Annotated in this window: 28 protein-coding genes; 13 read left to right on the forward strand and 15 right to left on the reverse strand. The window is 68.9% G+C overall.

The features are described 5' to 3' along the window. Positions 1–58: 58 nt before the first annotated feature. The 6 genes from VPH46_RS05150 to glmU all read right to left on the reverse strand — a co-directional run bounded on the left by VPH46_RS05150 (position 59) and on the right by glmU (position 9,408). Positions 59–253 carry a YbdD/YjiX family protein gene (locus VPH46_RS05150; RefSeq protein ID WP_132882743.1) on the reverse strand — a complete coding sequence of 65 codons (195 nt, stop codon included), beginning with the start codon at positions 251–253 and terminating at the stop codon, positions 59–61. Next, positions 250–2,304 (reverse strand): carbon starvation CstA family protein, encoded by a 2,055-nt coding sequence (locus VPH46_RS05155; RefSeq protein WP_416609646.1) that lies wholly within the window; start codon positions 2,302–2,304, stop codon positions 250–252. Before VPH46_RS05155 ends, VPH46_RS05150 begins: the two co-directional genes overlap by 4 nt. 132 nt (positions 2,305–2,436) lie before the next feature. Then, positions 2,437–4,137, reverse strand: a complete 1,701-nt coding sequence (locus tag VPH46_RS05160; protein WP_416609477.1) for an ATP-binding protein — start codon at positions 4,135–4,137, stop codon at positions 2,437–2,439. 80 nt (positions 4,138–4,217) lie between these two features. Then, positions 4,218–6,083: a putative bifunctional diguanylate cyclase/phosphodiesterase gene (locus tag VPH46_RS05165; protein ID WP_416609479.1), complete on the reverse strand. Its 1,866-nt coding sequence runs from the start codon at positions 6,081–6,083 to the stop codon at positions 4,218–4,220. Positions 6,084–6,224: 141 nt separating this feature from the next. After that, positions 6,225–8,048, reverse strand: coding sequence for a glutamine--fructose-6-phosphate transaminase (isomerizing) (glmS, locus tag VPH46_RS05170; RefSeq protein ID WP_416609481.1), 1,824 nt, complete (start codon positions 8,046–8,048; stop codon positions 6,225–6,227). 1 nt (position 8,049) lies between these two features. Continuing rightward, positions 8,050–9,408 carry a bifunctional UDP-N-acetylglucosamine diphosphorylase/glucosamine-1-phosphate N-acetyltransferase GlmU gene (glmU, locus tag VPH46_RS05175; RefSeq protein ID WP_416609483.1) on the reverse strand — a complete coding sequence of 453 codons (1,359 nt, stop codon included), beginning with the start codon at positions 9,406–9,408 and terminating at the stop codon, positions 8,050–8,052. 75 nt (positions 9,409–9,483) lie between these two features. On the opposite strand from glmU, the gene VPH46_RS05180 reads away from it, so the two are divergent. From VPH46_RS05180 to VPH46_RS05190, 3 genes are read left to right on the forward strand one after another with little or no spacing between them, the layout of a single operon-like run. Beyond that, positions 9,484–10,167, forward strand: coding sequence for an HAD-IA family hydrolase (locus VPH46_RS05180; RefSeq protein ID WP_416609485.1), 684 nt, complete (start codon positions 9,484–9,486; stop codon positions 10,165–10,167). Between the two features lie 7 nt (positions 10,168–10,174). Then, on the forward strand, positions 10,175–10,966 hold the full coding sequence (locus VPH46_RS05185; RefSeq protein WP_416609488.1) for an SDR family NAD(P)-dependent oxidoreductase: 792 nt from the start codon (positions 10,175–10,177) through the stop codon (positions 10,964–10,966). Between the two features lie 8 nt (positions 10,967–10,974). Continuing rightward, on the forward strand, positions 10,975–11,448 hold the full coding sequence (locus VPH46_RS05190; protein WP_416609490.1) for an OsmC family protein: 474 nt from the start codon (positions 10,975–10,977) through the stop codon (positions 11,446–11,448). 3 nt (positions 11,449–11,451) lie between these two features. Here the strand turns inward: VPH46_RS05190 and VPH46_RS05195 are convergent, their stop codons facing one another. From VPH46_RS05195 to VPH46_RS05210, 4 genes are read right to left on the reverse strand one after another with little or no spacing between them, the layout of a single operon-like run. Continuing rightward, entirely contained in the window at positions 11,452–12,456 is a 1,005-nt protein-coding gene (locus tag VPH46_RS05195) for a nucleotidyltransferase family protein (protein ID WP_416609492.1), read from the reverse strand. Continuing rightward, positions 12,453–13,316: an HprK-related kinase A gene (locus tag VPH46_RS05200; RefSeq protein WP_416609494.1), complete on the reverse strand. Its 864-nt coding sequence runs from the start codon at positions 13,314–13,316 to the stop codon at positions 12,453–12,455. Before VPH46_RS05200 ends, VPH46_RS05195 begins: the two co-directional genes overlap by 4 nt. Continuing rightward, a complete protein-coding gene (locus VPH46_RS05205) occupies positions 13,313–13,606 on the reverse strand; it encodes an HPr-rel-A system PqqD family peptide chaperone (protein WP_416609496.1) in 294 nt (97 codons plus the stop codon). The genes VPH46_RS05200 and VPH46_RS05205 overlap by 4 nt, the downstream gene beginning before the upstream one ends. A gap of 23 nt (positions 13,607–13,629) precedes the next feature. Continuing rightward, positions 13,630–14,037, reverse strand: coding sequence for a hypothetical protein (locus VPH46_RS05210; RefSeq protein WP_416609498.1), 408 nt, complete (start codon positions 14,035–14,037; stop codon positions 13,630–13,632). A gap of 119 nt (positions 14,038–14,156) precedes the next feature. Between VPH46_RS05210 and VPH46_RS05215 the strand changes: the two genes are divergently transcribed. The 8 genes from VPH46_RS05215 to VPH46_RS05250 all read left to right on the forward strand — a co-directional run bounded on the left by VPH46_RS05215 (position 14,157) and on the right by VPH46_RS05250 (position 21,737). After that, positions 14,157–15,368, forward strand: coding sequence for an ATP-binding protein (locus tag VPH46_RS05215; protein WP_416609500.1), 1,212 nt, complete (start codon positions 14,157–14,159; stop codon positions 15,366–15,368). A 73-nt stretch (positions 15,369–15,441) separates the two neighbouring features. Then, positions 15,442–16,473, forward strand: a complete 1,032-nt coding sequence (locus tag VPH46_RS05220) for a substrate-binding domain-containing protein (protein WP_125960580.1) — start codon at positions 15,442–15,444, stop codon at positions 16,471–16,473. Positions 16,474–16,480: 7 nt separating this feature from the next. Then, positions 16,481–17,857 carry a phosphate ABC transporter permease subunit PstC gene (pstC, locus tag VPH46_RS05225; RefSeq protein ID WP_416609502.1) on the forward strand — a complete coding sequence of 459 codons (1,377 nt, stop codon included), beginning with the start codon at positions 16,481–16,483 and terminating at the stop codon, positions 17,855–17,857. Continuing rightward, a complete protein-coding gene (pstA, locus tag VPH46_RS05230; RefSeq protein WP_416609504.1) occupies positions 17,850–19,145 on the forward strand; it encodes a phosphate ABC transporter permease PstA in 1,296 nt (431 codons plus the stop codon). The genes pstC and pstA overlap by 8 nt, the downstream gene beginning before the upstream one ends. A gap of 35 nt (positions 19,146–19,180) precedes the next feature. Continuing rightward, a complete protein-coding gene (gene pstB, locus VPH46_RS05235) occupies positions 19,181–19,927 on the forward strand; it encodes a phosphate ABC transporter ATP-binding protein PstB (protein WP_239435476.1) in 747 nt (248 codons plus the stop codon). 10 nt (positions 19,928–19,937) lie between these two features. After that, a complete protein-coding gene (gene phoU / locus VPH46_RS05240; RefSeq protein WP_125960583.1) occupies positions 19,938–20,636 on the forward strand; it encodes a phosphate signaling complex protein PhoU in 699 nt (232 codons plus the stop codon). Positions 20,637–20,646: 10 nt separating this feature from the next. Beyond that, positions 20,647–21,339 carry a phosphate regulon transcriptional regulator PhoB gene (gene phoB, locus VPH46_RS05245; protein ID WP_125960584.1) on the forward strand — a complete coding sequence of 231 codons (693 nt, stop codon included), beginning with the start codon at positions 20,647–20,649 and terminating at the stop codon, positions 21,337–21,339. A 71-nt stretch (positions 21,340–21,410) separates the two neighbouring features. Further along, the gene (locus VPH46_RS05250) at positions 21,411–21,737 is read left to right on the forward strand and encodes a hypothetical protein (protein ID WP_125960585.1); all 327 of its coding nucleotides are present in this window, start codon (positions 21,411–21,413) and stop codon (positions 21,735–21,737) included. Positions 21,738–21,844: 107 nt separating this feature from the next. Here VPH46_RS05250 and VPH46_RS05255 read toward each other — a convergent pair whose 3' ends face one another. Together VPH46_RS05255 and epsC are read right to left on the reverse strand one after the other, a co-directional pair. Beyond that, positions 21,845–22,189, reverse strand: a complete 345-nt coding sequence (locus tag VPH46_RS05255; RefSeq protein WP_125960586.1) for a DUF2794 domain-containing protein — start codon at positions 22,187–22,189, stop codon at positions 21,845–21,847. After that, the gene (epsC, locus tag VPH46_RS05260) at positions 22,189–22,869 is read right to left on the reverse strand and encodes a serine O-acetyltransferase EpsC (protein WP_125960587.1); all 681 of its coding nucleotides are present in this window, start codon (positions 22,867–22,869) and stop codon (positions 22,189–22,191) included. The genes VPH46_RS05255 and epsC overlap by 1 nt, the downstream gene beginning before the upstream one ends. A 154-nt stretch (positions 22,870–23,023) precedes the next feature. Between epsC and VPH46_RS05265 the strand changes: the two genes are divergently transcribed. Together VPH46_RS05265 and VPH46_RS05270 are read left to right on the forward strand one after the other, a co-directional pair. Then, the gene (locus VPH46_RS05265) at positions 23,024–23,926 is read left to right on the forward strand and encodes a hydrogen peroxide-inducible genes activator (RefSeq protein ID WP_239435456.1); all 903 of its coding nucleotides are present in this window, start codon (positions 23,024–23,026) and stop codon (positions 23,924–23,926) included. A 108-nt stretch (positions 23,927–24,034) separates the two neighbouring features. Continuing rightward, positions 24,035–24,691: a fasciclin domain-containing protein gene (locus VPH46_RS05270; RefSeq protein ID WP_416609508.1), complete on the forward strand. Its 657-nt coding sequence runs from the start codon at positions 24,035–24,037 to the stop codon at positions 24,689–24,691. A 37-nt stretch (positions 24,692–24,728) separates the two neighbouring features. Here VPH46_RS05270 and VPH46_RS05275 read toward each other — a convergent pair whose 3' ends face one another. Genes VPH46_RS05275 through pgsA form a run of 3 tightly spaced genes read right to left on the reverse strand, consistent with a single transcriptional unit; the run spans position 24,729 to position 25,986 of the window. After that, positions 24,729–25,166, reverse strand: a complete 438-nt coding sequence (locus VPH46_RS05275) for a molybdenum cofactor biosynthesis protein MoaE (RefSeq protein ID WP_416609510.1) — start codon at positions 25,164–25,166, stop codon at positions 24,729–24,731. Then, complete coding sequence (gene moaD / locus VPH46_RS05280; protein ID WP_416609512.1) at positions 25,163–25,420, reverse strand: molybdopterin converting factor subunit 1; 258 nt, start codon at positions 25,418–25,420, stop codon at positions 25,163–25,165. Before moaD ends, VPH46_RS05275 begins: the two co-directional genes overlap by 4 nt. Further along, positions 25,420–25,986 carry a CDP-diacylglycerol--glycerol-3-phosphate 3-phosphatidyltransferase gene (pgsA, locus tag VPH46_RS05285; RefSeq protein ID WP_132882722.1) on the reverse strand — a complete coding sequence of 189 codons (567 nt, stop codon included), beginning with the start codon at positions 25,984–25,986 and terminating at the stop codon, positions 25,420–25,422. Before pgsA ends, moaD begins: the two co-directional genes overlap by 1 nt. Positions 25,987–26,115: the final 129 nt, after the last annotated feature.

Here is a 26,115-nt window from a genome sequence, read left to right on the forward strand (position 1 = left end):
GCTGGCCGGCTCAAGCCGTTTGACGGCCCCCGGGCGCACGAAGGACCGAACGCGCGGGTCAGCAGCAGCGACCGCCGTTCTTGCCGCCATAGCGGGCCTGCTGCCGGTCGCGGAAGAACTCCGCCTCGCTCATGGTGGGCCTCTCGGGGTGATGCTGCTCCATGTGCAGGCGATAGGCAGCATAGGAGGGCATGCCGACCATCAGGTGGGCCGTTTCCCGCACGCGTGCCGCAAGGGCGGCGAGCCGGCTCATTCCGCCGCCTCCACCCGCGCCAGCGTCGGCGGGATCTCCGTCACACTCGGCCGGGGGATCCGCCGCGCCTGGAGGCAGGTGCGGATGCCGTAGAAGACGATCGAGAATACCACCGCGAGGAAGATCGCGCACAGCCCTGCATCGATGCGATCGTTGAACACGATGCGGCGCATTTCGGCGAGGTCCTTGGCAGGCGCCAGCACCTGGCCGCTGGTGAGCGCGTCCCCGTACCGCGCCGCGTGCGCCAGGAACCCGACCTTCGGATCGGCCGAGAAGAGCTTCAACAAGCCCGCGCTGCCCGTGCAGACCAGCAGCCAGGCGGCCGGCACCATCGTCACCCAGGCGAAGCGCTGCTGCTTCATGCGGAACAGCACGACCGTCGCCAGCACCAGCGCCACGGCCGCCAGCATCTGGTTGGAGATGCCGAACAGCGGCCACAGCGTGTTCACGCCCCCGAGCGGATCGGTGACGCCCTGGTAGAGGAAGAAGCCCCAGGCGGCGACGCACAGCGCGGTCGCGACCACGCCCGGCACGATCGCCGACGCCTCCCGAAAGCGGGGCACGACGAGGCCGATCAGGTCCTGGAGCATGAAGCGGCCCGCGCGCGTGCCCGCATCCACCGCGGTCAGGATGAACAGCGCTTCGAACAGAATGGCGAAATGATACCAGAAGGCCATCATCGCCTTGCCGCCGACGACATGGCTGAAGATGTGCGCCATCGCGACCGCCAGCGTGGGGGCGCCGCCCGAGCGCGAGACGATCGTGGTCTCGCCGACGTCACTGGCGGTCTGGGCGAGCGTCTCGGCCGTGACCGGGAAGCCCATCACCGTGACGGCCGTGGCCGCGGAATGGACGTCGGTGCCCAGCACCGCCGCCGGGCTGTTCATGGCAAAGTAGACGCCGGGATCGAGGATCGAGGCACCGACCAGCGCCATGATGGCGACGAAGCTCTCCATCAGCATCGCGCCATAGCCGATGAAGGGCGCGTCGCCTTCGCTGGCGATCAGCTTGGGCGTGGTGCCGCTCGCGATCAGCGCGTGGAAGCCGGAGACCGCGCCGCAGGCGATGGTGATGAACAGGAACGGGAACAGCGCGCCGGACCAGACCGGGCCGCTGCCGTCGATGAACTGGGTCACCGCAGGCATGCGCAGCGGCGGCGCCATGATCGCGATGCCGATCGCCAGCGCGGCGATCGCGCCGATCTTGAGGAAGGTGGAGAGATAATCGCGCGGCGCCAGCAGCAGCCACACCGGCAGCACGGAGGCAACCGCGCCATACCCGATCAGAATCCAGCACAGCTCAACCGCGGAAAAGGTGAACAGCGGCCCGAAGGTGGGCGAGGCCGCCACCTGCCCGCCATAGACGATCGCCAGGATCAGGCCGACGAAGCCCAGGATCGAGACCTCGCCGATCTTTCCCGGCCGCAGCCAGCGCGTGTAGATGCCCATCAGGATCGCGAGCGGCACCGTGGCCGCCACCGTGAACATGCCCCAGGGGCTGTCGGCGAGCGCGCGCACCACGATGAGCGCCAGCACCGCCAGGATGATCACCATGATCATGAAGGCGCCGAACAGCGCGATGGTGCCGGGAACGGGGCCCATTTCGATGCGGATCAGCTCGCCCAGCGACTTGCCGTCGCGCCGCATCGAGATGAACAGCACCATGAAGTCCTGGACCGCGCCTGCGAGCACGACGCCTGCCAGGATCCACAGGGTACCGGGGAGGTAGCCCATCTGCGCCGCGAGCACTGGACCCACCAGCGGCCCCGCCCCGGCGATCGCCGCAAAATGGTGGCCGAACAGCACGTTGCGATCGGTGGCGACATAGTCGAGCCCGTCCGCGCGCCGGACCGCAGGCGTCGCGCGCGCGGGATCGAGCCGCATCACATGGCGGGCGATGTAGAGCGCGTAGAAGCGATAGGCGATCAGGTAGATCGCGACCGCAGCGACGACGATCCACAGCGCGTTGACCGTCTCACCGCGGGAAAAGGCGACCACGCCGAGCGCGGCCGCCGCCAACAGCGCAAGCGCCGCCCAGCCTGCTTTGGAAATCGCCGTCACCGTGCATCCTCTCTTCGATGCGCCCGCCGCCTCGGCGGCGCGCGACCGCATCGCGCGGATGCGGCATTCCGTCTCGTCGGCCCCCTACCAAAGTCTGGAAGGAGGCGACAGGCGCCGCGCTCTTCAGGCGGCGATTTCCGGCGCTTGGGCCGGCGCCTGCGCCCGCTGGAGCGTCAGCACCGCGCGCGCTCCCTTCCCCCAGCCCTCGCTCTCCAGCCGAAGCGCACCGCCCATCGCCATCATCGACGTCGCGCACCAGTGCAGGCCGAGGCCGCCGGAGCGGTTCTTGCGGGTCGAAAAGCCGCGCTGGAACAACGCCGGTGCATCCGCGGGGTCGAAGCCCTCGCCATTGTCGCGGATGACCACCTCCACGCGCCCCTCCCGTTCGGTGATGGAGACGCGGATGCTGGCGCCGGGCGTTCCTGCGGCTGCGATCGACTCCGCCGCATTGGAGAAGAGGTTCCCGATGACCTGGCTCAGGATCACGCGGTTCGCGCGCACCAGGCAGGACTTGGACGGAAACACGGTGGCGATGGACAACTCGCGCGAATAGCGCGCGATCGCGCCGTTGCGGGCGATCAACTGCGTGACGTCGCAGATCTCCAGCGGGAGCCGATCCTGATCCCGTTGGGAGCCGCTGCCGATGATCTCCAGCACATTCTGCAGCGCGTCGCGCCCCATTTCGAGCTGCGAGAGCCGCTCCGCGCGCGCGCTCCGCTCGGCGTCGAGCGCAGCGCGCAGGAACGCGGCGAGCTTCGCCTGGCGCTCGGGCTCGATCCCCGGCTCGCCGAGCTCGTTCAGCGCGCGGTCGATCGTGGCCGGCTCGATGGGCAGCGCGTGGGTGAGCCCCTTCGACAGGATGGTGCTGATCGGGTTCAGCGCGTTGCGGACATTGTGCATCGCGGCCTCCGCACTTTCGGTCCGGCCGAGGCGGAAGGACTGCACTTCCAGCTGCTCGCGGAGGCTGGCAAGTTGGCCGAGCATCGCATTGAAGCTGGCCACGAGCGAGCCGATTTCATCCCGGGTGACCGGATCCGGAAGCGTCGCCATCGAGCCGGAGTCGCCGATCTGATGCATGTGCCGCTCGACCGAATGCAGCCGTTGCAGCACCAGCCGGTGGAAGATGCGCCGCAGCATGATGAGAAGCAGGAGCATCAGCGCGGTGACGCCCGCGGCGGCGTACATCAGCAGCTTGCTGCCGAGTCCCCAGAGGTTCCGATCGATGGAGAAGGCAACGCCCGCGACGGGGCGGCCGTCCCAGCCGGGAACCGGCACGCGAAGGTCGAGACCATCGCGGTGTCGGTCCACCCGCGGAGTGGCGGCACCCATCGGCACGAGCCGGACCGCGCGCTGGAGGCGCTGCTGGATTTGCGCGCGGTGCACGGGCTCGGCAACCGCGACATAGGTGGGGACGATAGCCGAGGGGACGAGCACGCGCGCGACGCCGACGGCACTCAGCGTGCCGCCGTTCCAGACGAAAAAGCTGCCCGCGTCCCCCCCGGACAGTGCCGCAACCGGATCGATGCCGCGCAAGGCCTCCGCCGTACGCTGGGCGTCGAGGGGATCATCCGGCACGAGCAGCCGGGCACGCCGGCTTTCCTCCACCAGCCACACTGCCGGTTTCTGGGCGCCACCGGTCTCACCGACCGTGCGCGCCGCCGCCTCGACCTGCAGGCGCAGCGTGTCCAGCACGGCGGCGGCGCGCTCCGTCTCGCGCTGGATCGCCTGATCCTCCAACTGACGAAAGCCGGGAGTGAGCACCAGCGTCAGCATCAGGGCGATGCCGAGCGTCCCCGCAACACCGATGCCGGTGAGGATCCACACGAGCTTGCCGGACAGGGACGTCGGGCCCGCCCGACGCAGGTGTCGGCGCCAGCCCTGACGCGCGCGCCGGCGCCGCGGCATCAGCCGGTGGTGCCGGTACCCGGCACCTGCGCCTCGGGTGCGCAGGGGGTTTGCGGTTCGAGCACGCTGCCGCCCTGGGCCAGCCGCACGGCATCATCGGCGACCAGCGGCGCAGAGAGGTAATAGCCCTGGACGTGAGAACAGCCTGCCAGACGCAGCGCCTGGAGCTGCGTCTCGTTCTCGACGCCCTCCGCCACGACCTCCAGCCCCAGCGCGCGGCCCAGGTGGATGATCGAGTGCACGATCGCGGCGGACTCGCGCTCGCGTCCCATGCCATCCACGAAGCTGCTGTCGATCTTCAGCGTATCGAGCGCGAAGGTGCGGATGTTGTACAGGCTGGAGTAGCCGGTACCGAAATCGTCGATCGCCACGCGGAAGCCCATCTGCCGCAGCCGGTAGAGGGTGTCGGCGGCACGTTCGGCGTTTTCGGCAAGCGCCGTCTCGGTAATCTCGATCTGCAGCTGGTTCGGGGAAACGCCGGCCCGCTGGACCTGCGCCACCAGTTGCGCGACGAAGTTCTGCCGGCGGAACTGGCGCGGGGAGAAGTTCACCGAAACGAACTGCCCGGGCCAGCGCTTCGCCGTCTCCAGCGCTTCCTCCACGACCCAGTCGCCGAGGTCGTGGATCAGGCCGCTCTCCTCGGCCACCGGGATGAACATGCCTGGCGAGATCATGCCATGTTCGGGGCTGCACCAGCGGAGCAACGCCTCGAACGCGACCACTTCCAATCCGCCGCGCGCAAAGATCGGCTGGTAGACGAGCGACAATTCGCCGTTGGCCATCGCCTGGCCGAGCCCGGTCTCGATCTGGCGGCGGAAGCGGACCGACTCGTCCATGCTCTCGTCGAACACCCGGACCAGGTTCCGCCCTGCGCGCTTCGCCTCGTTCAGCGCCAGGTCTGCACGGCGCATGACGTCGACCGAGTCGCGCTCATGATCCGCGTCGGCCACCACGAGGCCGATCGAGGCGGTATTCTGCACCGACTGGCCGAAGATGCTGAGCGTGCCCGAGCAGGCGCGCAGCAGCCGCTCGCAGCGCATCACCGCCTCGTCCTCGCCGGACACGGACATCATCAAGCCGAATTCGTCGCCGGCCAGCCGGGCAACCAAGCCCTCCTCGCCGATCTGCTCGGAAAGGAAGTTGCAGACGGTGCGGATCACTTCGTCGCCAGCGAAATGGCCGAAGGTGTCGTTGATCGTCTTGAACCGGTCGATGTCGAGCATCGCCACGGCGAAGCAACCCGGCACATGCACGCGTTCGCTGAGCGCGCGCAGGAAGGCGAGCCGGTTGGGCGCTTCGGTCAGGGGGTCGTGGCTGGCGATATGGGCCGCCTTGCTCTCGTTGGCGGCGAGCTCCCGCGCCTGTTCCTCGAGTTGCACGACCTTTTCCGCCAGCGCCGCGCGGGTCGCCGCGAGCTCCCGGTCCAGCTGCCAGCGGTGCGCGAGCGCGGTTGCGGTCTGCACCACCTCGACCGCCTCGAACGGCTTGGCGATGTAGAAGATCTTGTCGGCCGGACCGGCCGCGCGGAAAATCTCGGCCGGCGCGAAGTCCGAGAAGCCGGTGACGATCACCAGGTTGACGTCCGGATCGATGGCGCGGATCCGCTGCGCCGTTTCCTTGCCGTCGATGCCGGGCGGCATGCGGACGTCGATGAACGCCACGGCGAACGGCCTGGCCGCGCGGGCGGCCTCTTCGACCGCAGCGACCGCCTCCAGCCCCTGGGAAACATGCACGAATTCGAGTTCCGCAGCCGGCTCCAGAGGCCCAGCCCCGGCGTCACCTTCCTCGAAGAGCTCGGCCGCCATGGCGGACAGAGAGCGTTCGCCCTCCGGCCTGCGGAACGCATGCCGGTAGGATTCGTGCATCGCCGGTTCGTCGTCTACAATCAGTACCCGCACCGCGGCCCGACTCCCTCACCAAATGGACGGAAGCTTAACGGGCGGCGCGTTACAGCGAGGTAAACGTCGCGCCGGATTGGTTTTTTTCTGCGGCGACTGCCCCCGAAGCTATTCGACCGTGACGGACTTGGCGAGGTTGCGCGGCTGGTCGACGTCCGTCCCCTTCGCCACTGCGACGTGATAGGCGAGCAGCTGGACGGGCACCGAATAGACCAGCGGTGCGATCAGCGGATGAACCTTCGGCATCTCGATGGTCGCGACCGCATCCTCGCCGGCCAGCGCCAGACCGTCCGCGTCCGAGATCAGCACGACTTGCGCGCCGCGGGCCTGGGCCTCCTGCATGTTAGACACCGTCTTCTCAAACAGCGGTCCCGACGGTGCGAGCACGATCAGCGGCACATGCTCGTCGATCAACGCGATCGGGCCATGCTTCATTTCGCCGGACGCATAGCCTTCGGCGTGGATGTAGCTGATTTCCTTGAGCTTGAGCGCGCCTTCCAGGGCGAGCGGATAATCCGGCCCGCGACCGAGGTAGAGGACGTCACGTGCGCCCGCGATGGTTCCTGCCATCCGCTGGATCTCGGAGTCGTGGCCGAGCGCAGCATTGATCGCCGCGGGCGCTTCGACCAGGTGGCGGACGATCTCCCGCTCTTCCTCCGGCGTCAGCTTGCCCTTGGCACAGGCGAGGTTGACCGCGAGCGCCGCCATCACCGCCAGCTGGCAGGTAAATGCCTTGGTGGAGGCGACGCCGATCTCTGGCCCGGCGTGGGTCGACAGCAGCAGGTCGACCTCGCGCGCCATGGAACTCGTCGGCACGTTGATGATGCCCGCGGTGGTGACGCCGTTCGCCTTCATGTGGCGCAGCGCCGCCAGCGTGTCTGCAGTCTCACCAGATTGCGAGACGACTACGCCCAGAGTGTTGGGCAGCAAGACCGGGTCGCGGTAGCGGAACTCGGACGCCACATCGACCTCGACGGGCAGGCGCGCGAACTTCTCGATCCAGTATTTGCCGATCATGCCGACGTAAGAGGCCGTGCCGCAGGCGACGATCGCGACGCGCTCGACACTCGACAGGTCGAAGTCCATGTCGGGCAGCGCGACCTTTTCCTCGACGGGACGGAGGTACGATCGCAGCGTCTGGGCGACGACCACCGGCTGCTCATAGATCTCCTTGAGCATGAAGTGGCGATGGTTGCCCTTGTCGATCAGCGCACCGGTGACGCCGCTGATCGTGATCGGCCGCTCCACCGGGTTGTTGTCCTTGTCGTAGACCTGCGCGCCCTCGCGGGTCAGGACTACCCAGTCGCCCTCTTCCAGATAGGAGATGCGCTGGGTGAGCGGGGCCAGCGCGAGCGCGTCTGAGCCGAGATAGGTCTCGCCATCGCCATAGCCGACCACCAGCGGCGAACCGAGGCGCGCGCCGATCAGCAGGTCCGGGAACTGCCGGAACAGGATCGCGAGGGCAAAGGCGCCGTGGAGCTGGGGCAGCACCGCCTTGACCGCATCCTCCGGGCTTTCGCCGGCCTCGATCCGCTCGCTCACGAGATGGGCGACGACCTCACTGTCGGTCTGGCTGTGGAACTCGCGCCCGCGGGCGATCAGCGCGTCGCGCAGCGGCTTGAAATTCTCGATGATGCCGTTGTGCACCAGCGCCACCTCGTCGGTGGCATGGGGATGGGCATTGGCCGTGGTCGGCGCGCCATGGGTCGCCCAGCGGGTGTGGGCGATGCCGGTGGCGCCGGGGAGCGGCGCCTCGCGCACTTCGCGGATCAGGTTGGCGAGCTTGCCCTCGGCGCGACGGCGATCGAGCACCCCGTCGTGGACGGTGCAGACCCCGGCCGAGTCATAGCCGCGATACTCGAGCCGCCGCAGCCCGTCGACGAGGCTGTCCACGACGTCGCCGCCGCCGATGATACCCACAATTCCGCACATACTATCGCTTCCCCGCGGCCTTCAGTGCCGCCATCTTTTCCCGGAACCGTGCGGCCCAGCCGGACCGCACCTCCTGGCTTCCCCGCGCCACCGCCAGTGCATCCGGCTCCACGTCGCGGGTGATGACCGACCCGGCCGCGACGATCGCTCCGGCGCCGATCGTGACCGGGGCCACCAGCGCGCTGTTCGAGCCGATGAACGCCCCCTCGCCGATGCGCGTGCGGTTCTTGAGGAAGCCGTTGTAGTTGCAGGTGATCGTGCCCGCGCCGATGTTCGCACCCGCGCCGACCTCCGCATCGCCCAGATAAGTCAGGTGATTGGCCTTGGCGCCGCGGCCCAGCACCGCATTCTTCATCTCGACGAAATTGCCGACCTTCGCCTCCGGCTCCAGGACCACCCCGGGCCGCAGCCGTGCGTAGGGGCCGATCTCCGCGCCCTCGCCTACGCTCGCTCCCTCCAGGTGGCTGAACGCCCGGATGGTCACGCCGTCGGCGATGCGCACGCCGGGGCCGAACACGACGTTCGGCTCGATCACGACGTCGCGGCCGATCTGCGTGTCATGCGCGAACCAGACGGTCTCCGGCGCGACCAGCGTGGCGCCCTCCGCCATCGCGCGCGCGCGGCGCGTCGTCTGCCACGCGGCCTCGATCCCGGCGAGCTCGGCGCGACTGTTGACGCCGGCCACCTCTGCCGCATCGGTCTCGATCACGGCCGAGGGACGCCCGTCGGCAGCGGCCAGCATGACCACGTCGGGCAGGTAATATTCGCCCGCCGCATTGTCGTTGCCCACGCGGGCGAGCAGCGCGAACAGATCCGACGAGCGCACCGCCATCAGGCCGGAATTGCACAGGGTCTGCGCCCGCTCTTCGGCCGTCGCGTCCTTGAACTCGACCATCTTCACGATGCGGTCGCCCTCGGCGATGATCCGGCCGTAGGCGCCCGGATCTGCGGGACGGAAGCCGAGCACGACCGTCGCGGGCGCGTCTTCCCCGTGCAGGCGATCCAGCATCCGCCGCATGGTCGCGGTCGAGACCAGAGGTACGTCGCCGTAGAGGACCAGCACGTCGCCATCGAACCCGTCGAGCGCAGCCTCCGCCTGGGCGACCGCATGGCCGGTGCCGAGCTGTTGCGCCTGGTGCGCGGTGGCGATGCCGAGCGGGATCACGGCGGCCTCCACCTGCTGGCGGCCGGCACCCACCACCGCCACGCTGCGGTCCGGCACTAGCGCGGCGACGCTGTCCACAAGGTGCAGCAGCATGGGGCGGCCAGCCACCGGGTGGAGCACCTTGTGCAGGTCGGATTGCATGCGGGTGCCCTTGCCGGCGGCAAGGATGATCGCGGCGATGGGTCGAGGGGTCATGAACGTCTCCGAGGCATCTGCGCCCTGCCACGCCGATCTTGCCTTTGCCAGTGCCTTGCCCGCATGAGCTCCGCCATGACGGATTTCCCTTTCGACATCGTCGGCTTCGACCTGGACGGCACGCTGGTGGACACCAGCGGCGATCTTGCCAACGCGCTCAACCATGCGCTTGCCGACGCCGGCCGCCCCCCGCTGGCGCGCGACGCGGTGCGCACCATGATCGGCGGCGGAGCGCGGCACATGCTGATGCAGGGGATGGCGAGCACCGGCGGCTGTTCCGAAATGGAACTCGACCGGCTCTACCGCCTGCTGCTCGACCATTATGAGAGCCATATCGCGATCGAGAGTGCGCCCTTTCCCGGCGCGATGGACGCGATCGACGCGCTGGAAGCGCGCGGCGTGAAGGTGGCGGTCGTTACCAACAAGCTGGAGGTGCTTGCGGAACAGCTGCTGCACGAGCTCGGCATTCGCGATCGCTTTGCCTGCCTGATCGGGGGCGACACCATGGGCAAGGGCTTCGGCAAGCCGCACCGCGCGCCGATCGACGAGATGATCCGGCGCTGCGGCGGCGGGCGCGCCGCGTTCGTCGGGGATTCGATCTACGACACGGGCGCCGCACGCAACGCCGGCATCCCCTCCGTCGCATGCAGCTTCGGCTTCCTGATGCAGCCGGTCGAGGAGCTGGAGGCGGACGCGGTGATCGACGGGTACGACGAATTGCTGCCGGTGCTGGAGCGGCTGGGCACGGTTGCGCGTTGAGCCGCCCATGAGCAATTCCACCCGCCCCGCCGCCCTGGTCACCGGCGCCTCCGCCGGCATCGGCAAGAGCTTCGCCACCCACCTCGCCCGCACCGGTCATGACCTGGTGCTGGTCGCCCGCCGCGCCGATCGGCTGGAGGCGCTCGCGGAGGAACTCTGCGAGGCGCACGACATCGTGGTCGAGGTGCTGCCTGCCGACCTGGAGACGCCGGAAGGCGTCGCCGCAGTCGAAGCACGGCTGGCGGAAGGCGATCCGATCGACCTGTTCGTCAACAACGCCGGCTTCGCCGCGCGGGGCGCGGTCGGCGGCCTCGATGCGGCCGCCCTGGAGTCGATGATCCGGGTGAACGTGCTTGCCTTCGCGCGGCTCGCCAACGCGGCGGCGGCGCGGATGCGTAGCGAGGGCCGCGGCACCATCATCAACGTCGGCTCGGGCACGCTGTTCATGCAGTTCGCCGGCAACGCCGGCTATGGCGCGACCAAGGCGTTCGTCGCCTATTTCACCCGCACCATGCAGCTGGACTTGGCGGACAGCGGCGTCAGGGTGCAGCTGCTGATCCCCGGCGTGATTGCGACCGACTTCCACGCGGTGGCGGGCAATGCCATCGAGAACTTCCCGCCGGAGCGCGTGATGCAGGCAGACGACCTGGTGGTCGCATCGCTGCGGGCGCTGGAGATGGAGGAGCCGGTGTGCATCCCCTCCCTGCCCGACATTCGCGACTGGGAAGCCTATCTGGCTGCGGAGGCGAAGATCGCTCCCAACAGTTCGCGCGACCGCACCGCCGATCGCTATCACTGAGGCGATAGGTGGCCAGCCGGGAGCATCGCTACGCCGTGGCCGTCGAATGGACCGGCAACACCGGGTCGGGCACCGAGAGCTATGCCGGCTATAGCCGCGATCACCTGCTGACCACGCCCGGCAAGCCCGACATCGCGGGATCGTCCGATCCCGATTTCCGCGGCGATCCGAGTCGCTGGAATCCAGAGGAGATGCTGGTCGGTGCGCTCGCCGCGTGTCACCAGCTCTGGTACCTCCACCTCTGCGCAAGCGCAGGCATTCGCGTGCTCGCCTATCGCGATGCGGCGACCGGCGTGATGGCGGAAAATGCCGATGGCTCGGGCCAGTTCGCGCAGGTGACGCTGCGGCCGGAAGTCACCATCGGCGCGGGCGACAATGTCCAGCATGCCCGCGCGCTGCACGAGGAAGCCGCTCGGCTGTGCTTCCTCGCGCGTTCGGTCCGGTTCCCGATCAAGCATGAGCCGGTGATCGTGGCGGAGTGATCGTCAGGGCGTGACGCGATGTCCCTTGCGCCACTTGGTCCACAGGTGGCGGGCGAGCATCCCCGGCGGCATGCGCAGCAGGTGCGAGCGAAGGTAGAAGGCGGTGCGCGTCGCCCTGGCGGTCGGTCGCCCCCACCCGTCGCGAGCGAGCAGGCGGCGAACGTAGAGGCGATCGGTTGCGCTCAATCGCGCCCCTTCCCCGTACAGCGCCTCCCGCAAGCGCAATGCCCCTTCCAGATGCGTCGCGATCTGGTGCAGCGATGCGCGTGCTCGCAGCCGCGCCAGCGCCTCGGGCGCTTCGAAGGCATCGAGCAGGCCGTGGATATCCCAGAGGTTCCGAACCCCGCCGGCAAGATCGCCGTCGGCGAACAGGTGCGCGACGGCGTGGCAGACCATGTCTTCGGCCGACAGCACGCGCAGGCCATTTGCGAGCGGCACGCTGCCTGCCAGCAACGCGTCTGCGTCTGGAGTAGGGCGCGCCGTCAGGGGGAGGATCGTGTGGTGCACGTCGATCATCCGGTCGCGCTCGCGGTGGATCAGCGGCGGCAGCTCGTGCATCCAGCGCCGGTAATAGGCGTCGTCGTAGGCGTCGGGCTTCACCCATTCCCAGCCGGCTGCCAGCAGCGCCGTCTCGACCGCATCGAGCGCGTCGCGGGGCACCAGGATGTCGAGGTCGCCGATACTCCGCCCCTGCCCCGCCGAAAGGCCGGCGGCCACATAGGCGGTCCCCTTCAACAGCACGACGGGGATGCCGAGCGGCAGCAGCGCCTGTGCCGCCATCTCCGCCTCCCACAGCGCAAGCGTGCGGCCTTGCTCGGCTGTGGCGCGGGCGTCCGCCAGGATCCGCTCGACGGTAGCCGGCATGGGAAGCCCATGCAGCCGGTGGGCGAGCGTGCCGAGGATCTGTTCCGCGCGCGCCGCGGCGATGAGACCGGTCCAGCCGGCGGCGTCCAGCTCGCGGATCGAGGCGGGATCGCGGAGCGCCCAGACCAGCAAAGCGCCGCTCACCCGGCCTCTTCCCACAACCGCTCGACCATGGCCACGGCGGTCTCCGTGTCCGGATAGTCGATGGCCTGCGCCGGCACAGTTGCGACCAGGCGGGTCAACGCGTCGAAGCCCCGCTCTCCGAGCGCGACATAGTTGGTCGAGGCCTGGGTCAGCCGCACGAACGTCTCGGCAGGCGGCACCGGCCGGACATCGGGCGCATGGCCGAAGCTGGGGAAGAGGATCGCCACCGGCCGTGCGGGCACGTCCATCGCCGCGACCGATGCGGCATCCGGCTTCAGGTGGCGGATGTCGCCCTTCGGCGTGTCCGGCTGGAGGGGACCGAACCTGCCCGCCGGCAGCGCCTGTTCGACGACACCGATCGCCTGGTTCTTGAGGCTCACCAGCCTCGGGAAACCGTGCACCAGCCCGGTTGCGGGATCGAGCAGCGCGAACTCGTCGCCCATCAGCCGCCAGCCGCGCGCCATCAGCAGCGCCGCCAGCGTCGACTTGCCCGCGCCCGAGACGCCCGTCATCAGCAGCGCCCGGCCGTCGCGCTCGACCGTCGCGGCATGCAGCAGGAGGTAGCGGCGCTGGCCGAGCGCCATCTGCAGGTTCATGCCCATCTCGGCCGCGAGCAGCCCGAGCGGCAGCGGCAAGGGCGCGGCGTCGGGCAGGACATAGTCACCGCCGATCGTGATCGACGGCCGCACCCACCGCCGCCAGCGGCGCGCGGCGAACAGGCGGACCGAAAAGTCGGGAATGCCGTCGTGCGGCTTGGGATAGTCGTCGTACAGCGCGGTTAGCGTCTCAATGGGTTCGCGCCAATCGGCACCGACCCGAAAGCCGACTGGGCCGATCCGCAGCTGGTAGGCGTGCCTCACCCGCTCTGCACCAGGCCGAGCGTCACCAGCTCCGCGAGGCGGGCGCCCAAAGCTTCCGCGTCCGGATCGGCAAGGTCGTAGCGCGCCGCCAGCCGAGCGAGCAGCTCCTCGATCGAGGCGGGTGCTTGGGCCAGGGCGGCCAGGATCTCCGGCACGGGAGACGCGACCAGATGGGTCTGGCCGGAAGCGCGATGATAGATCCCCGTGAGTTCGTCGAGCGGCACGATGCGCAGCACGCCCGCCGGCGGCGCGCGGAACCGCACCGGGCCGTCGCCTGCCTCCGCCTCCATGCGGGTGGACGCCGCGGGGCCGTTCAGCCGCGCGGCATCTGCAGGGAAGCGAAGCAGGTGAAGCCGCTCGTTCCCGACTGCAGGCGGCGGATGTAGTTGGTGTAGGCGCGCGACTGGTCGCTGGTGGTGCCCGGCAGGTTGATGCCGTTGTTGAGCGCGCGCTTCACGTCCGCGGCCTTGAACGGCCGGCGGGCGGCCGGATAGGCACCCCGGGTGCCCGGCGGCACCAGGTCGCCATTGGGCGCGACATAGCTGCCCGCTCGGCCGGGATCGGGCACCGGGATCTCGCACAGCGACACCGACGCGGCGGTGTTCGCCAGCGCCGGGCGGATCGATACCACCGCAGAGGCGCCAGCCGCCCCCAACAGCAGCGTGCGTCGGCCCAGGCCGTAGCGGGCGCCTTCGCCCTCGGGTGTCTGCTCGTCGCTCACGAGGGCCTGTGTGTTGGAAGCGACGCGAATGCGCAATCCCCAAGCACGGGGTCGCCTCGGGATACGTCGTATCGCCGCGGGACGTTTCCGCTGGCCTCCGGCTGCCCTATAGGGCGCCCATGGCCATCGGTTCAGGGATTCGTACGCTCGTCGCCGCGGGGGTCGCGATTGGCGGTGCCGCGGCCGGTTTCCTGCTGGGCGCCGACATCAATGCCGTCGTGGTGGCCGCGGTCGCGGGACTCGCCGCCGTCCTGATCGCGGCAGCGGGCGAGGCGCCGGAAAGCGTGCCGCGGCCTCCCACCCGTCCGCGTCCGGAGCAACCGAGCGTCCAGGCGCTGATCGACGCGCTGGCGGGTCCGGTGCTGGTGACGGCGGGCACGCGCGTGGCCTGTGCGAACGAGGCGGCACGCACGCTGCTGGGCGCCCATATCGTCGGCCAGGACGTCCGCATCGCGATCCGCCACCCTGCTGCTGCCGAGCGGCTGATCGCGGACCCGGCGGAAGACGCCGGCAGCACCACGCACCTGGTCGGCATCGGCACGCGCGAGCAGCGCTGGGAGATGCGGGTGCGGCCCCTCGGCGACGAGCGGCGCCTGGTGCAACTTGTCGACGAGACCCAGCTTTATGCCGCCGAGCGGATGCGCGTCGATTTCGTGGCGAACGCCAGCCACGAACTGCGCACCCCCCTCGCCTCGCTGCGCGGCTTTGCCGAGACGCTGCGCGAGGAAGCGGGCGAGGACCCGCAGCTGCGGAACCGCTTCCTCGGCATCATGCTCGACGAGACCCGGCGCATGCAGCGGCTGATCGACGAACTGATCTCGCTCTCGCGGATCGAGGCGGGCAAGTTCCGTGCGCCGGACACGACGGTCGCACTCGACGGGCTGGTACGGGAGGTTCGCGGCGCGCTGGTGGACCTGCACGGCGGCCGGGGTGCCGACCTGGTGCTGGAGGTGGCGGAGGTGCCGGCGGTGAAGGGCGACCGTGCGCAGCTGTCGCAGCTCATCCACAACCTCGTCGGCAATGCCATGGCTTATGGTCGCCCCGGTACGCCGGTGCGCGTGGAGCTGGAGCCGGTGGAAGACATGGTCCGGCTGCGCGTGACGGACCAGGGGGAAGGCATCCCTGCCAAGCACCTGCCCCGCCTGACGGAACGCTTCTACCGCGTCGATGCGGGCCGAAGCCGTTCCGTCGGCGGCACGGGACTTGGCCTTTCCATCGTGCGCCACATCGTCGAGCGGCATCGCGGGCGGCTCGACATCGAAAGCACAGTGGGCGTCGGAACGACGGTTACCGTGATTTTGCCGAGGGCGGATGACGGCGCAGTGTCATAAAAGCGCAACCAACGTACGGAAGGGCGGCAGCAACGGACGGCCGAGTCCCTCGCCCGCTGTGGAGATGACGACGATGATCCGCCGTATCGCGATTGCCACCGCTGCGCTGCTCGCGCTCGCGGCGTGCGATCGCAACGTTTCGCGCGACCAGATACGGGTGGTTGGCTCCTCGACCGTATTCCCGTTCACCACTGCCGTTGCCGAGGCGATGATCAACGCCAATCCCGCACTGCGCGCACCGGTGATCGAGTCGACGGGCACCGGGGCCGGCGTGAAGCTGTTCTGCGCGGGCGTCGGCCCGCAGCATCCCGACATCCTCAACGCATCGCGCCGCATCAAGAAGTCGGAGATGCAGGGTTGCATCGCCAACGGCGTGAAAGAGGTGATGGAGGTCCAGGTCGGCGTCGACGGGGTCGTGCTGGCAGAGGCGAACAACGGCCCCAAGCTCCAGCTCAACGACCGCGACGTGTATCTGGCGCTCGCCGCCAATCCGCTGGGCAAGCCGCAGAAGGCCCGCTTCTGGAGCGACGTGAACCCGTCGCTGCCGCACCTGCCGATCCAGGTGTTCGGCCCCCCCTCCACCAGCGGCACGCGCGACGCACTGGTCGAGCTTGTGATGGTCCCCGCCTGCGAGGCCGGTCTGCCCGAGGCGAAGGCGCTCAAGGAGAGCAACAAGGAACGCTACGAAGACGTCTGCACGCGCATTCGCGACGACGCCGCGTACGTCGACAAAGGTGAGAACGACAATCTGATCGTGCAGAACCTTTCGACCAACCCCAATGCGATCGGCGTGTTCGGCTTCAGCTATCTGGAGGAAAACCGCAGCCGCCTGCATGGGGTGCCGCTCGACGGCGTCACGCCGACCTACCAGACGATCTCGGACGGCAGCTATCCCGGCGCGCGCCCCTTGTTCATCTATGTGAAGAAGGCGCACCTGCGCGCGGTCCCCGGCATGGCCGACTTCCTGACGCGCTATGCCGACTCCTGGAACCCCGACGGTCCGCTCACCCGGCGCGGCATGATCGCCGCTCCGGACGCGGTCCGGTCCGCTTCCCGCGCGACGGTCGCGCAGAGCACGCCCCTCGATCCCACGACGTTGCATTGATCCGCCCATGAGCAGCTTTGCCCTTTTCTTCCTGCTGATCGGCCTGGCGCTGATCGGCTGGATCGTCGCCCGCGCGCGCGCCGGCAGCTTCGCGCGGCTGGGTGCCGGGCGCGTCCACTCGCTGCCCAGCCAGCACGGCTGGTACATGGCGATGTGGGTCGCGATCCCCGCGCTGCTGTTCCTCGCCGTCTGGTCCGCGGTCGCCCCGCAGCTGGCGCAGGAGGCCGTGCTGGCGAGCCCGACCGCGGCCACGCTTCCTGCCGACGGTTTCGAACGTGCGGCGGTGCTGGCGGAGGCACGCGCGCTCGCCAACGGCACCGCCTATGGCGCATTCAACCCCGCCTCGGAGCCGCTGGCGCCGGTCTTCGCGACGGCGCAGGCGCGCTATCGCTGGATCGGGACGGCGGTGGCGCTGCTGCTCGCCTTTGCCGGTGCGGCCTTTGCCTTCACGCGGATCCGCCCGGAATTCCGCGCACGCACCCGCGTCGAGCGCGCGGTCATGCTGCTGCTGCTCGGCGCCTCGCTGATCGCGATCCTGACCACGCTCGGCATCTTTCTGTCGCTGCTGTTCGAGAGCGGACGCTTCTTCTCGATCGTGCCGATCACGGACTTCCTGTTCGGCACGCGCTGGAGCCCGCAGGTGATCCGGGCGAGCGACCCCGGCGAGACGCTGGGCGCCGTGCCGCTGTTCTGGGGCACCTTCTTCATCGGCGCGGTGATCGCGATGCTGGTCGCGATCCCGTTCGGGCTGATGAGCGCGATCTATCTTACCCAGTACGCGCGCCCGACCACGCGCCGCTGGATGAAGCCGATCCTGGAGATCCTCGCCGGCATCCCGACCGTGGTCTACGGCTATTTCGCCGCGCTGACCGTCGGCCCCGCCATTCGCGATCTCGCGGTGATGCTGGGCATGCCCTATGCCAGCTCCGAAAGCGCGCTTTCGGCAGGGCTGGTGATGGGTGTGATGATCATCCCGTTCGTCTCGTCCATGGCCGACGACTCGATCGCGGCGGTCCCCCGCTCGATGCGCGACGGCAGCCTGGCGATGGGCGCCACCACGTCCGAGACGATCCGCCGCGTGCTGCTCCCCGCCGCTCTCCCCGGCGTCGTCGCCGGCGTGCTGCTCGCCGTCAGCCGCGCGATCGGCGAGACCATGATCGTGGTGATGGCCGCCTCCGGCGCCGCCACCATCACGCTGAACCCGTTCGAGAGCACCACCACCGTCACCAAGCAGATCGTCGACCTGCTGACCGGCGAGGCGGAGTTCGACAGCCCCAAGACCCTTGCCGCCTTCGCCCTGGGCCTGACGCTGTTCGTCGTCACCCTGCTCCTCAACATCGTCGCGCTGCGCGTCGTGAAGCGCTATCGGGAAGCCTATGAATAGCCCCCTCGTCGCGGGCGTCCCCGCCGCCGGCCACGAGCCGGCCGAGCGCCGCCCGACGGACTGGAATACGCAGTCGATGCAGCGGCGCATCCGTCGCCGTTACGCTGCCGAGCGTCGCTTCCGGCTGATGGGGCTGCTGGCGGTGTTGCTGTCCGCCGGCTTCCTCGCCTTCCTGCTGGTGTCGATGCTGACTGCCGGCATCGGTGGCTTCCAGCGGGTGCAGGTGGCCTTGCCCATCGACTTCCCGGCAGCGCAGCTGGAGGTGGCTCCGGCCCAGCTCGCGACCGCGGGCGCTGACCTGGCGCTGTCCGGCGCAGGGCTGGAAGGGGTGACCGGCCTCGCCGCGGTGAAGGCCTTCGGCGAGGAGCAGCCGGTCATCGCCGAAAGCGCCTGGCTAACGGTTCGGGATGCGATCAAGGCGGACCCGACCCTGCTGACGCGCCGCGCCGCGCTCTACGTGCCTGCGGCCCCGGGGATCGAGGAAGCGTACAAGGCGACCGGCGAGCCTGCCGCCGAGCAGATGGTCCAGCGCCTGAAGACAGCCGGCGCGATCCGCAGCGGCTTCAACTGGGGCTTCCTGACGGGCGCCGACTCCACCGATCCGACCGCAGTCGGCATCTGGGGTGCGCTCAAGGGCTCGCTGCTCACCATGGCGATCACGCTGCTGATCGCCTTCCCGGTAGGCGTGCTCTCCGCGCTCTACTTGGAGGAATATGCGCCCAAGAACCGCTGGACCGACCTGATCGAGGTGTCGATCAACAATCTGGCGGCAGTGCCCTCGATCATCTTCGGCCTGCTGGGGCTGGCGCTGTTCCTCGGCACCTTCAACCTGCCGCGCTCGGCGCCGATCGTCGGCGGCCTGACGCTCGCGCTGATGATCATGCCGGTCATCGTGATCGCCGGGCGCAACGCCATCAAGGCGGTGCCGCCCTCGATCCGCGACGCGGCGCTGGGTGTCGGGGCAAGCCCGGTGCAGGTGGTGTTCCATCACGTCCTGCCGCTGGCGCTGCCGGGCATCCTGACCGGCACCATCATCGGCATGGCGCGCGCGCTCGGCGAAACCGCGCCGCTGCTGATGATCGGCATGCGCGCCTTCATCGTCCAGGCGCCGGACGGCCTGAACGCCCCGGCGACCGTGCTGCCGGTGCAGATCTTCCTCTGGTCCGACCAGGTCAGCCGCGGCTTCATCGAGAAGACGTCGGCGGCAATCCTGGTGCTGCTGGCGTTCCTCCTCGCGATGAACGCCTTTGCCATCTACCTCCGCAACCGTTTCGAGACCCGCTGGTGAACCATAGCCCCACATCCGACACCGCAGCGCCGAAGATGTCGGCGCGCGACGTCAACGTCTTTTACGGCGACAAGCAGGCGATCAAGGACGTGTCGATCGAAGTCGACATGGACCGGGTGACCGCGTTCATCGGCCCTTCGGGCTGCGGCAAGTCGACGTTCCTGCGCACGCTCAACCGCATGAACGACACCGTCGGCAACGCGCGCGTGACCGGCGACATCCGCCTGGATGGCGAAGACATCTACGACAAGTCGATGGACGTGGTGCAGCTGCGCGCCCGCGTCGGCATGGTGTTCCAGAAGCCGAACCCCTTCCCCAAGTCGATCTTCGAGAACGTGGCCTACGGCCCCCGCATCCACGGGCTTGCTCCGAGCCGGGCGGACCTGGAGGCGATCGTCGAGCGCTCGCTGCGGCGCGCGGGCCTGTGGGACGAGGTCAAGGATCGGCTTTCGGACAGCGGCACGGCGCTGTCGGGTGGCCAGCAGCAGCGCCTCTGCATCGCCCGCGCGATCGCGGTCGATCCGGAAGTGATCCTGATGGACGAGCCCTGCTCGGCGCTCGATCCGATCGCGACCGCCAAGATCGAGGAGTTGATCCACGCGCTGCGCGGCCGCTACGCGATCGTGATCGTCACCCATAACATGCAGCAGGCGGCGCGCGTGTCGCAGCGCACCGCCTTTTTCCACCTGGGCAACCTGGTGGAATATGGCGTCACGTCCGAGATCTTTACCAATCCCCGCCAGGAGCGGACCAAGGATTACATCACCGGCCGCTATGGCTGAGGAGACGAGCATGCCCACGGGCCACGAACACACGGTCAAGGCGTTCGACGAGGAGATCGGGCACCTGCGCGCGCTGATCTCGCAGATGGGCGGCCTTGCCGAGCAGGGCATCTCGGACGCGATGCTCGCGCTCCAGCGCAACGATCCAACGCTGGCGAAGGAAGTCCGCAGCGCCGACGCGAAGATCGACGCCATTCAGGCGGAGGTCGAGCGGCTGGTGGTGCGGGTAATCGCGCTGCGCGCGCCGATGGCGGACGACCTGCGCGAGGTGGTCGCGGCGCTCAAGATCGCCGCCGTGGTCGAGCGCATCGGCGACTATGCCAAGAACATCGCCAAGCGCGTGCCGATGATCCACCAGGGCGACGACCGGATCGAGGCGGTCTCGCTGCTGCCCGCCATGGCGCAGATGGCGAGCGACATGGTCCATGACGTGCTCGACGCCTTCTCTGCACGAGATGCCGAGGCTGCCGTTGCGGTGTGCGAGCGCGACCGGGCGCTGGACGATTTCTACGACAGCATCTTCCGCACGCTGGTGACCTTCATGGTGGAGAACCCGCGGACCGTGGGCCAGGTCGCCCACCTGCTGTTCGTCGCCAAGAACCTGGAGCGCATCGGCGATCACGCCACGAACGTCGCCGAGATGGTCTATTTCGCGGCGACCGGCCGGTACCTCGCCGACCGCGAGACCGCCGACACATCGAACCGCTGAGGGACCCGCCATGGCCAAGCCAAGCATGTTGCTCGTCGAGGATGACGCGGCACTGGCGGAATTGCTCGCCTATCATTTCCGCCGCGAGGACTTCGACGTCCGCCACACGCCCGACGGCGAAGAGGCCCTGCTGCTGGCGCGCGAGGGCACGCCGGACCTGGTGCTGCTCGACTGGATGGTGGAGGGATTGTCGGGAATCGAGGTGTGTCGGCGCCTGCGCCGCACGCCCGAGACGGCGAACGTGCCCATCATCATGCTGACCGCACGAGGCGAGGAAGAGGACCGGGTGCGCGGCCTGGAGACGGGTGCGGACGACTATGTTACCAAGCCCTTCTCGCCCCGCGAGCTGGTCGCGCGCGTAAAGGCCGTGCTCCGCCGCGTGCGCCCCGCCCTTGCCGGCGAGACGCTGAGCTATGCCGACATCGAGATGGACACCGTGGGGCACAAGGTGCGCCGCGCGGGCGAACTCGTCCCGCTGGGCCCGACGGAATTCCGCCTTCTCAAGCACTTCCTCCAGCATCCCGGCTGGGTGTTCTCGCGCGAGCGGCTGCTGGATGCGGTTTGGGGACGGGACACGGAGATCGAGACGCGCACGGTGGACGTCCACATCCGACGCCTGCGCAAGGCGATCAATGGCGAAGGGATGCCGGACATCATCCGCACCGTCCGGTCGGCAGGCTATGCGCTGGATGCGGGAAACTGAGAATCGTTACGGAAAGATTCCGAAAATCGCGCGTTGAGGGTCGGCCAGAACCAGTTCCAGGAGAAGATACAATGAAACTCCTTGCTCTTGCTGCCGCCCTCACGCTCAGCGGCGCCGCGGTTGCCCAGACGACCCCGGGCACCACCGGACAGACCACCACTGGTGACATGACCGGCACGACGACGTCGGACACGACCACGACGACCGGCACCGATACGACCACCACCACCGGCACCGACACGACCTCGGGCGTGCCCTCGTCGACGATGACGCCGTCCACGACCGGTCCGGTGACCTTTGCACCGCCGTCGACCACCCCGCCGCCGGCCGCACAGCAGAACTACCCGGTGTGCTCGCGCACCGTGAAGGACAGCTGCCGCAATCCGGGCGGCAAGTAAGCCTTTAAGCGTCGAGAGACGCCAGCAGCGCGCGTCCTCCCGAGTGGAGGGCGCGCGTTTGTGCATTCAGGGGTGCCGGACGCGAACACCGCGCGTCGGGTGCGGTGTCAGTCCTCGACCAGCTTCATCAGGCGGCGTTCCACCGGCGCCAGCACGGGCCCAAGCTCGTGCCCGCGCTTCAGCACCGCGCCAACCTCGTTGACCAGCGCCCACATGCCCTGGCGATTGCGGAGCGCCGGGCGCTTCTCGATGCGGAACTCCGGCCGCTCGGCAGATCGCCGGAAGGCGGAGAACACGGCCGCATCGCGCCCCAGGTCGATCGCATAATCTCGCCAATGGCCGGCTGCGACCATTCGGCCGTAGAGGTCGAGGATGCGCGCCAGTTCGGCACGCTCGAACCCCGTCTGGCTCGGGCGCCCGGCACTGGCTGGAAAGGGGGTGACGATTCCCATCAGGCGCGGTTGCGATGCTCTTCGGCTTCGGCCACCGCCGCATCCAGGCGGCGGCGCAGCGCTTCCAGCTCGCAGCGCAGCGTCTCGATCTTCTGCGCCTGCGGGTCCTGCATCTCCCGACACGGCGTTCCGTAGGGCACGAAGTCGCGCTGGTAGGCGGTGGAGTCGACCAGGGTCGGCCGCGCCGGGATGCCGACCATCACCGCCCCTTCCGGCACGTCGCGCGTGACGACGGCGTTGGCGCCGACCCGTGCACGCGCGCCGACTTGGATCGGTCCCAGCACCTGCGCACCAGAGCCGATGATCACGCCATCGCCGATGGTCGGGTGCCGCTTGCCGGCGATACCATTGTCGGGACTCGTCCCGCCGAGCGTCACATTCTGGTAGATGGTGACGTTGTCGCCGATCTCCGCCGTCTCCCCGATCACCGTGAAGCCATGATCGATGAAGAAGTTGCGGCCGATCTTCGCGCCCGGATGGATGTCGATCACCGTCAGGAACCGCGCGAGGTGGTTCACCGCGCGGGCGAGGAAGAACAGCCGCGCCTGGAACAGGCGGTGCGCGATGCGATGGAAGCCGAGCGCCCAGACACCCGGGTACAGCAGGATCTCGGCACGCGAACGCGGCGCCGGGTCCCGGGCCTTGATCGAATCCAGATACGCGCCGAGCCGGCCGACCATGCTAGTCCCTTCCCCGTTTCGAGGCCATTTAGGACTCCTGCTGCGGAATTTCCAGCAACCGCGGTATGGAACGCGCGACACGTCTGTTCGACGCATCAACGCTCTGCTCGCTCAATCGCTGGAACTTGATCGACACCGCCGATAAGACGGTGCCATGAGCACCACCTATCTGCCTACCCTGAAGCAGCTCCAGTATCTCGTCGCACTGCGTGACGCGGGCCATTTCGGGCGCGCGGCGGAGGCGTCGTTCGTGACCCAGTCGACCCTGTCGGCGGGCATTCGCGAACTCGAAACGCTGATCGGGGTCACGCTGGTCGAGCGGACGCGGCGGGTCGTGCGGTTCACGCCGCTGGGCGAGGCGATCGTCGACAAGGCGCGCACGGTGATCCGCGAGGCGGAGGAGCTCGCCGACATGGCGCGCGCCGCCGGGCGGCCGCTGTCGGGCGAGATGCGGATGAGCGTGATCCCCACCATCGCCCCGTTCCTGCTACCCCGCATCCTGCCGCGGCTGCGCGAGGATTATCCCGACCTCAAGCTGTTCCTGCGCGAAGAGCCGAGCCAGGCGGCGTGCGAAGCGCTGCACCACGGACGCTCCGACTGCGTGCTGCTTGCCCTTCCCTTCGCCTGTGGGGACGTAGAGGTGGCGCCGCTGTTCGAAGACCCGCTCTACCTGGCAGTGCCGCAGGGCGAGGCACGTCCCGGAGCCGGGCCGATGGTGGCCGACGACATCGACGCCGCCCGCCTGCTGCTGCTGGAGGACGGCCACTGCCTGAAGGACCATGCGCTGCGCGCCTGCCCGCATCCGGAGCTGCGCGGACGGGCGACGATGCTGGGCACCTCGCTCCACACCATCGTCCAGATGGTCGACAATGGTCTCGGCCACACGATGCTGCCCGAGATGGCGGTGGATGCCGGCATCCTCGATCATACGCAGGTGGTCGCCCGCAAGATCGATGCACCCAAGGCATCGCGCGAGATCGCCTTGGTGTGGCGCCGCGCCTCCCCGCGCGAGCGCGACTTCCGACTGTTGGCGGGGGTGCTCTCCACCGCGCGCTGACCACGACTCATCCCGGCGGGGTGGACAGCATGTCCCCCGGAAGCTCCGATCGTCCTCCCCAGGCGTTGCGCCGCAGTCGCGCAATCCATCCCTGTTGAGGAGAAACTGATGTTCCGTCTTCCGATCGTATCCGCTCTGGCCGTCGTTGCCGCTACCGCGGCGCCGGCGCTGGCGCAGACCACGACCGCGACGCCCGCACCCCAGACGGCTCCGCAGACCACGCCGGCCGCGCCCGGCACCACCGCCGCACCCGCCGATGCAGCAACAGCCGCCAAGCCGAACCCGGCCGTCGGCGGCGCGCAGATGGCGCCTACCAAGCCGATCGTCGAGAACCTGGCCGCAGCGCCGAACCTGGCGACGCTGGTCAACGCGCTCAAGGCCGCCGGCGTCGACGCGGCACTCGCCGGCCCAGGCCCCTTCACCGTGTTCGCGCCCGACAATGATGCGTTCGGCCGGCTTGCGCCCGGCACCATGGACACGTTGCTGAAGCCGGAGAACAAGGCGACGCTCGCCAAGATCCTCAACTACCATGTGGTGTCGGGAAAGCTCGATGCCGTGACGCTCAAGAAGCAAATCGAAAGCGCCGGCGGGACGCTGACGCTGACCACGGTCGCGGGCCAGCCGCTTACCGCAGGCCTGGAGAACGGCGCGATCACGCTGACGGATGCGAATGGCACCAAGGCCTATGTGACGACCTACGACGTCAACCAGTCGAACGGCGTCTTCCATGTCGTGAACGGCGTGCTGGTGCCGAAGCTCGGCTGACCTTTTCGGAGGAGGGTTCGCCCTCCTCCCTTCTTTTCTAGCGCCAGCGGTCGGCCGCGCCGGCATCGCCATCGCGGGCTGCGACCCAGCGCGCACCCTCTTCGCGACGCTCGCGCTTCCAGAACGGCGCATCGGTCTTGAGCCGGTCGATCAGGAACGCGCAGGCCTCCAGCGCCGCATGGCGATGGGGTGCGGCGGTTGCCACCAGCACGATCCGCTCGCCGGGAGCCATGGGACCGACGCGATGGACCACCGCAACCGCGTGTAGCTGCCAGCGTGCGACCGCCTCCTCGGCGAGGGCGTGCAACACGGCCTCGGTCATGCCGGGATAATGCTCGAGCGCGAGCTCGCGCACGCCGTCATCCTCGCGCACGAAGCCGGAGAAGCTCGCGACCGCGCCGGAACCGCTGCCTTCCACCGCCGCGAGCGTGGCGGCGAGGTCGATCGGCTCGAATTGGACCAGCGCGCGGATCATCCGCCGGTCACCGGGGGAAAGATCGCGACTTCGCGGGCTCCGCTGATGGAAGCGTCGAGCGGCACGAAGCGCTGGTCGACCGCAGCACGCAGCCGTGCGCGATCGGCCAGGGCCTCGGCGTGCGCAGGGCTGCGTATCGAGAGCCAGTCGATGAGGTGCTCGACCGTGGCCACGTCCGCGGGAGGATCGACGCTCTCCGCCCCCGTCCCGATCGTCTCGCGCACCCAGGCGAAATAAAGCATGGCGAGCGCCATCAGCTGTCCATGTGCCGGAGGCCGACGCGCAGGTAGTCCCAGCCGGTCACGAGGGTCAGGACGGCAGCCCCCCAGAGGCAGGCGAGCCCGACCGCGCGGACCCACAGGATGTCCGGGACCGCACCGGCCAGGATCAGCGCCCCGAACGCGACGAGCTGCAGCGTCGTCTTCCACTTGGCGAGCTTGGAGACCGGCAGCGAGACCTGCAGCCCCGCAAGAAACTCGCGCAGGCCCGACACGGCGATCTCGCGCAACAGGATGACGAGCGCGGCGATGAGGTGGATGCCGGTAATGAGGGCGGTATCGTGCCGCGTTCCCACCAGCATCAGAATCACGGCAGCGACCATGATCTTGTCGGCGATCGGATCCAGGAAGACCCCGAGCTTCGACACCGTGCCGTTCGAGCGGGCGAGATACCCGTCGAAATAGTCGGTGACGCCCATCAGGCAGTAGAGGGCGAAGGCGATCGCGTAGCCGGCATGCCATTGCGGCCACCAGAGGAACGCGACCAGAAGGGGCACCGCGAAGATCCGCGAGAGCGTGAGGATATTGGGAAGCGTCAGCACCCGCCGGGGTCTAGCACCGGGGCGCGAGCGGGGAGAAGCTTTAATCGCGCATTGAAGCCGCTTGCCACGCTGGGCTATGGCTGCGGGCATCAAGCCTGCGCGATGCAACGACACAAGGTACTGACGACA

This window comes from Sphingomonas sp. MJ1 (PH-R8) (genome assembly GCF_048058635.1).
Lineage (GTDB): Bacteria > Pseudomonadota > Alphaproteobacteria > Sphingomonadales > Sphingomonadaceae > Sphingomonas.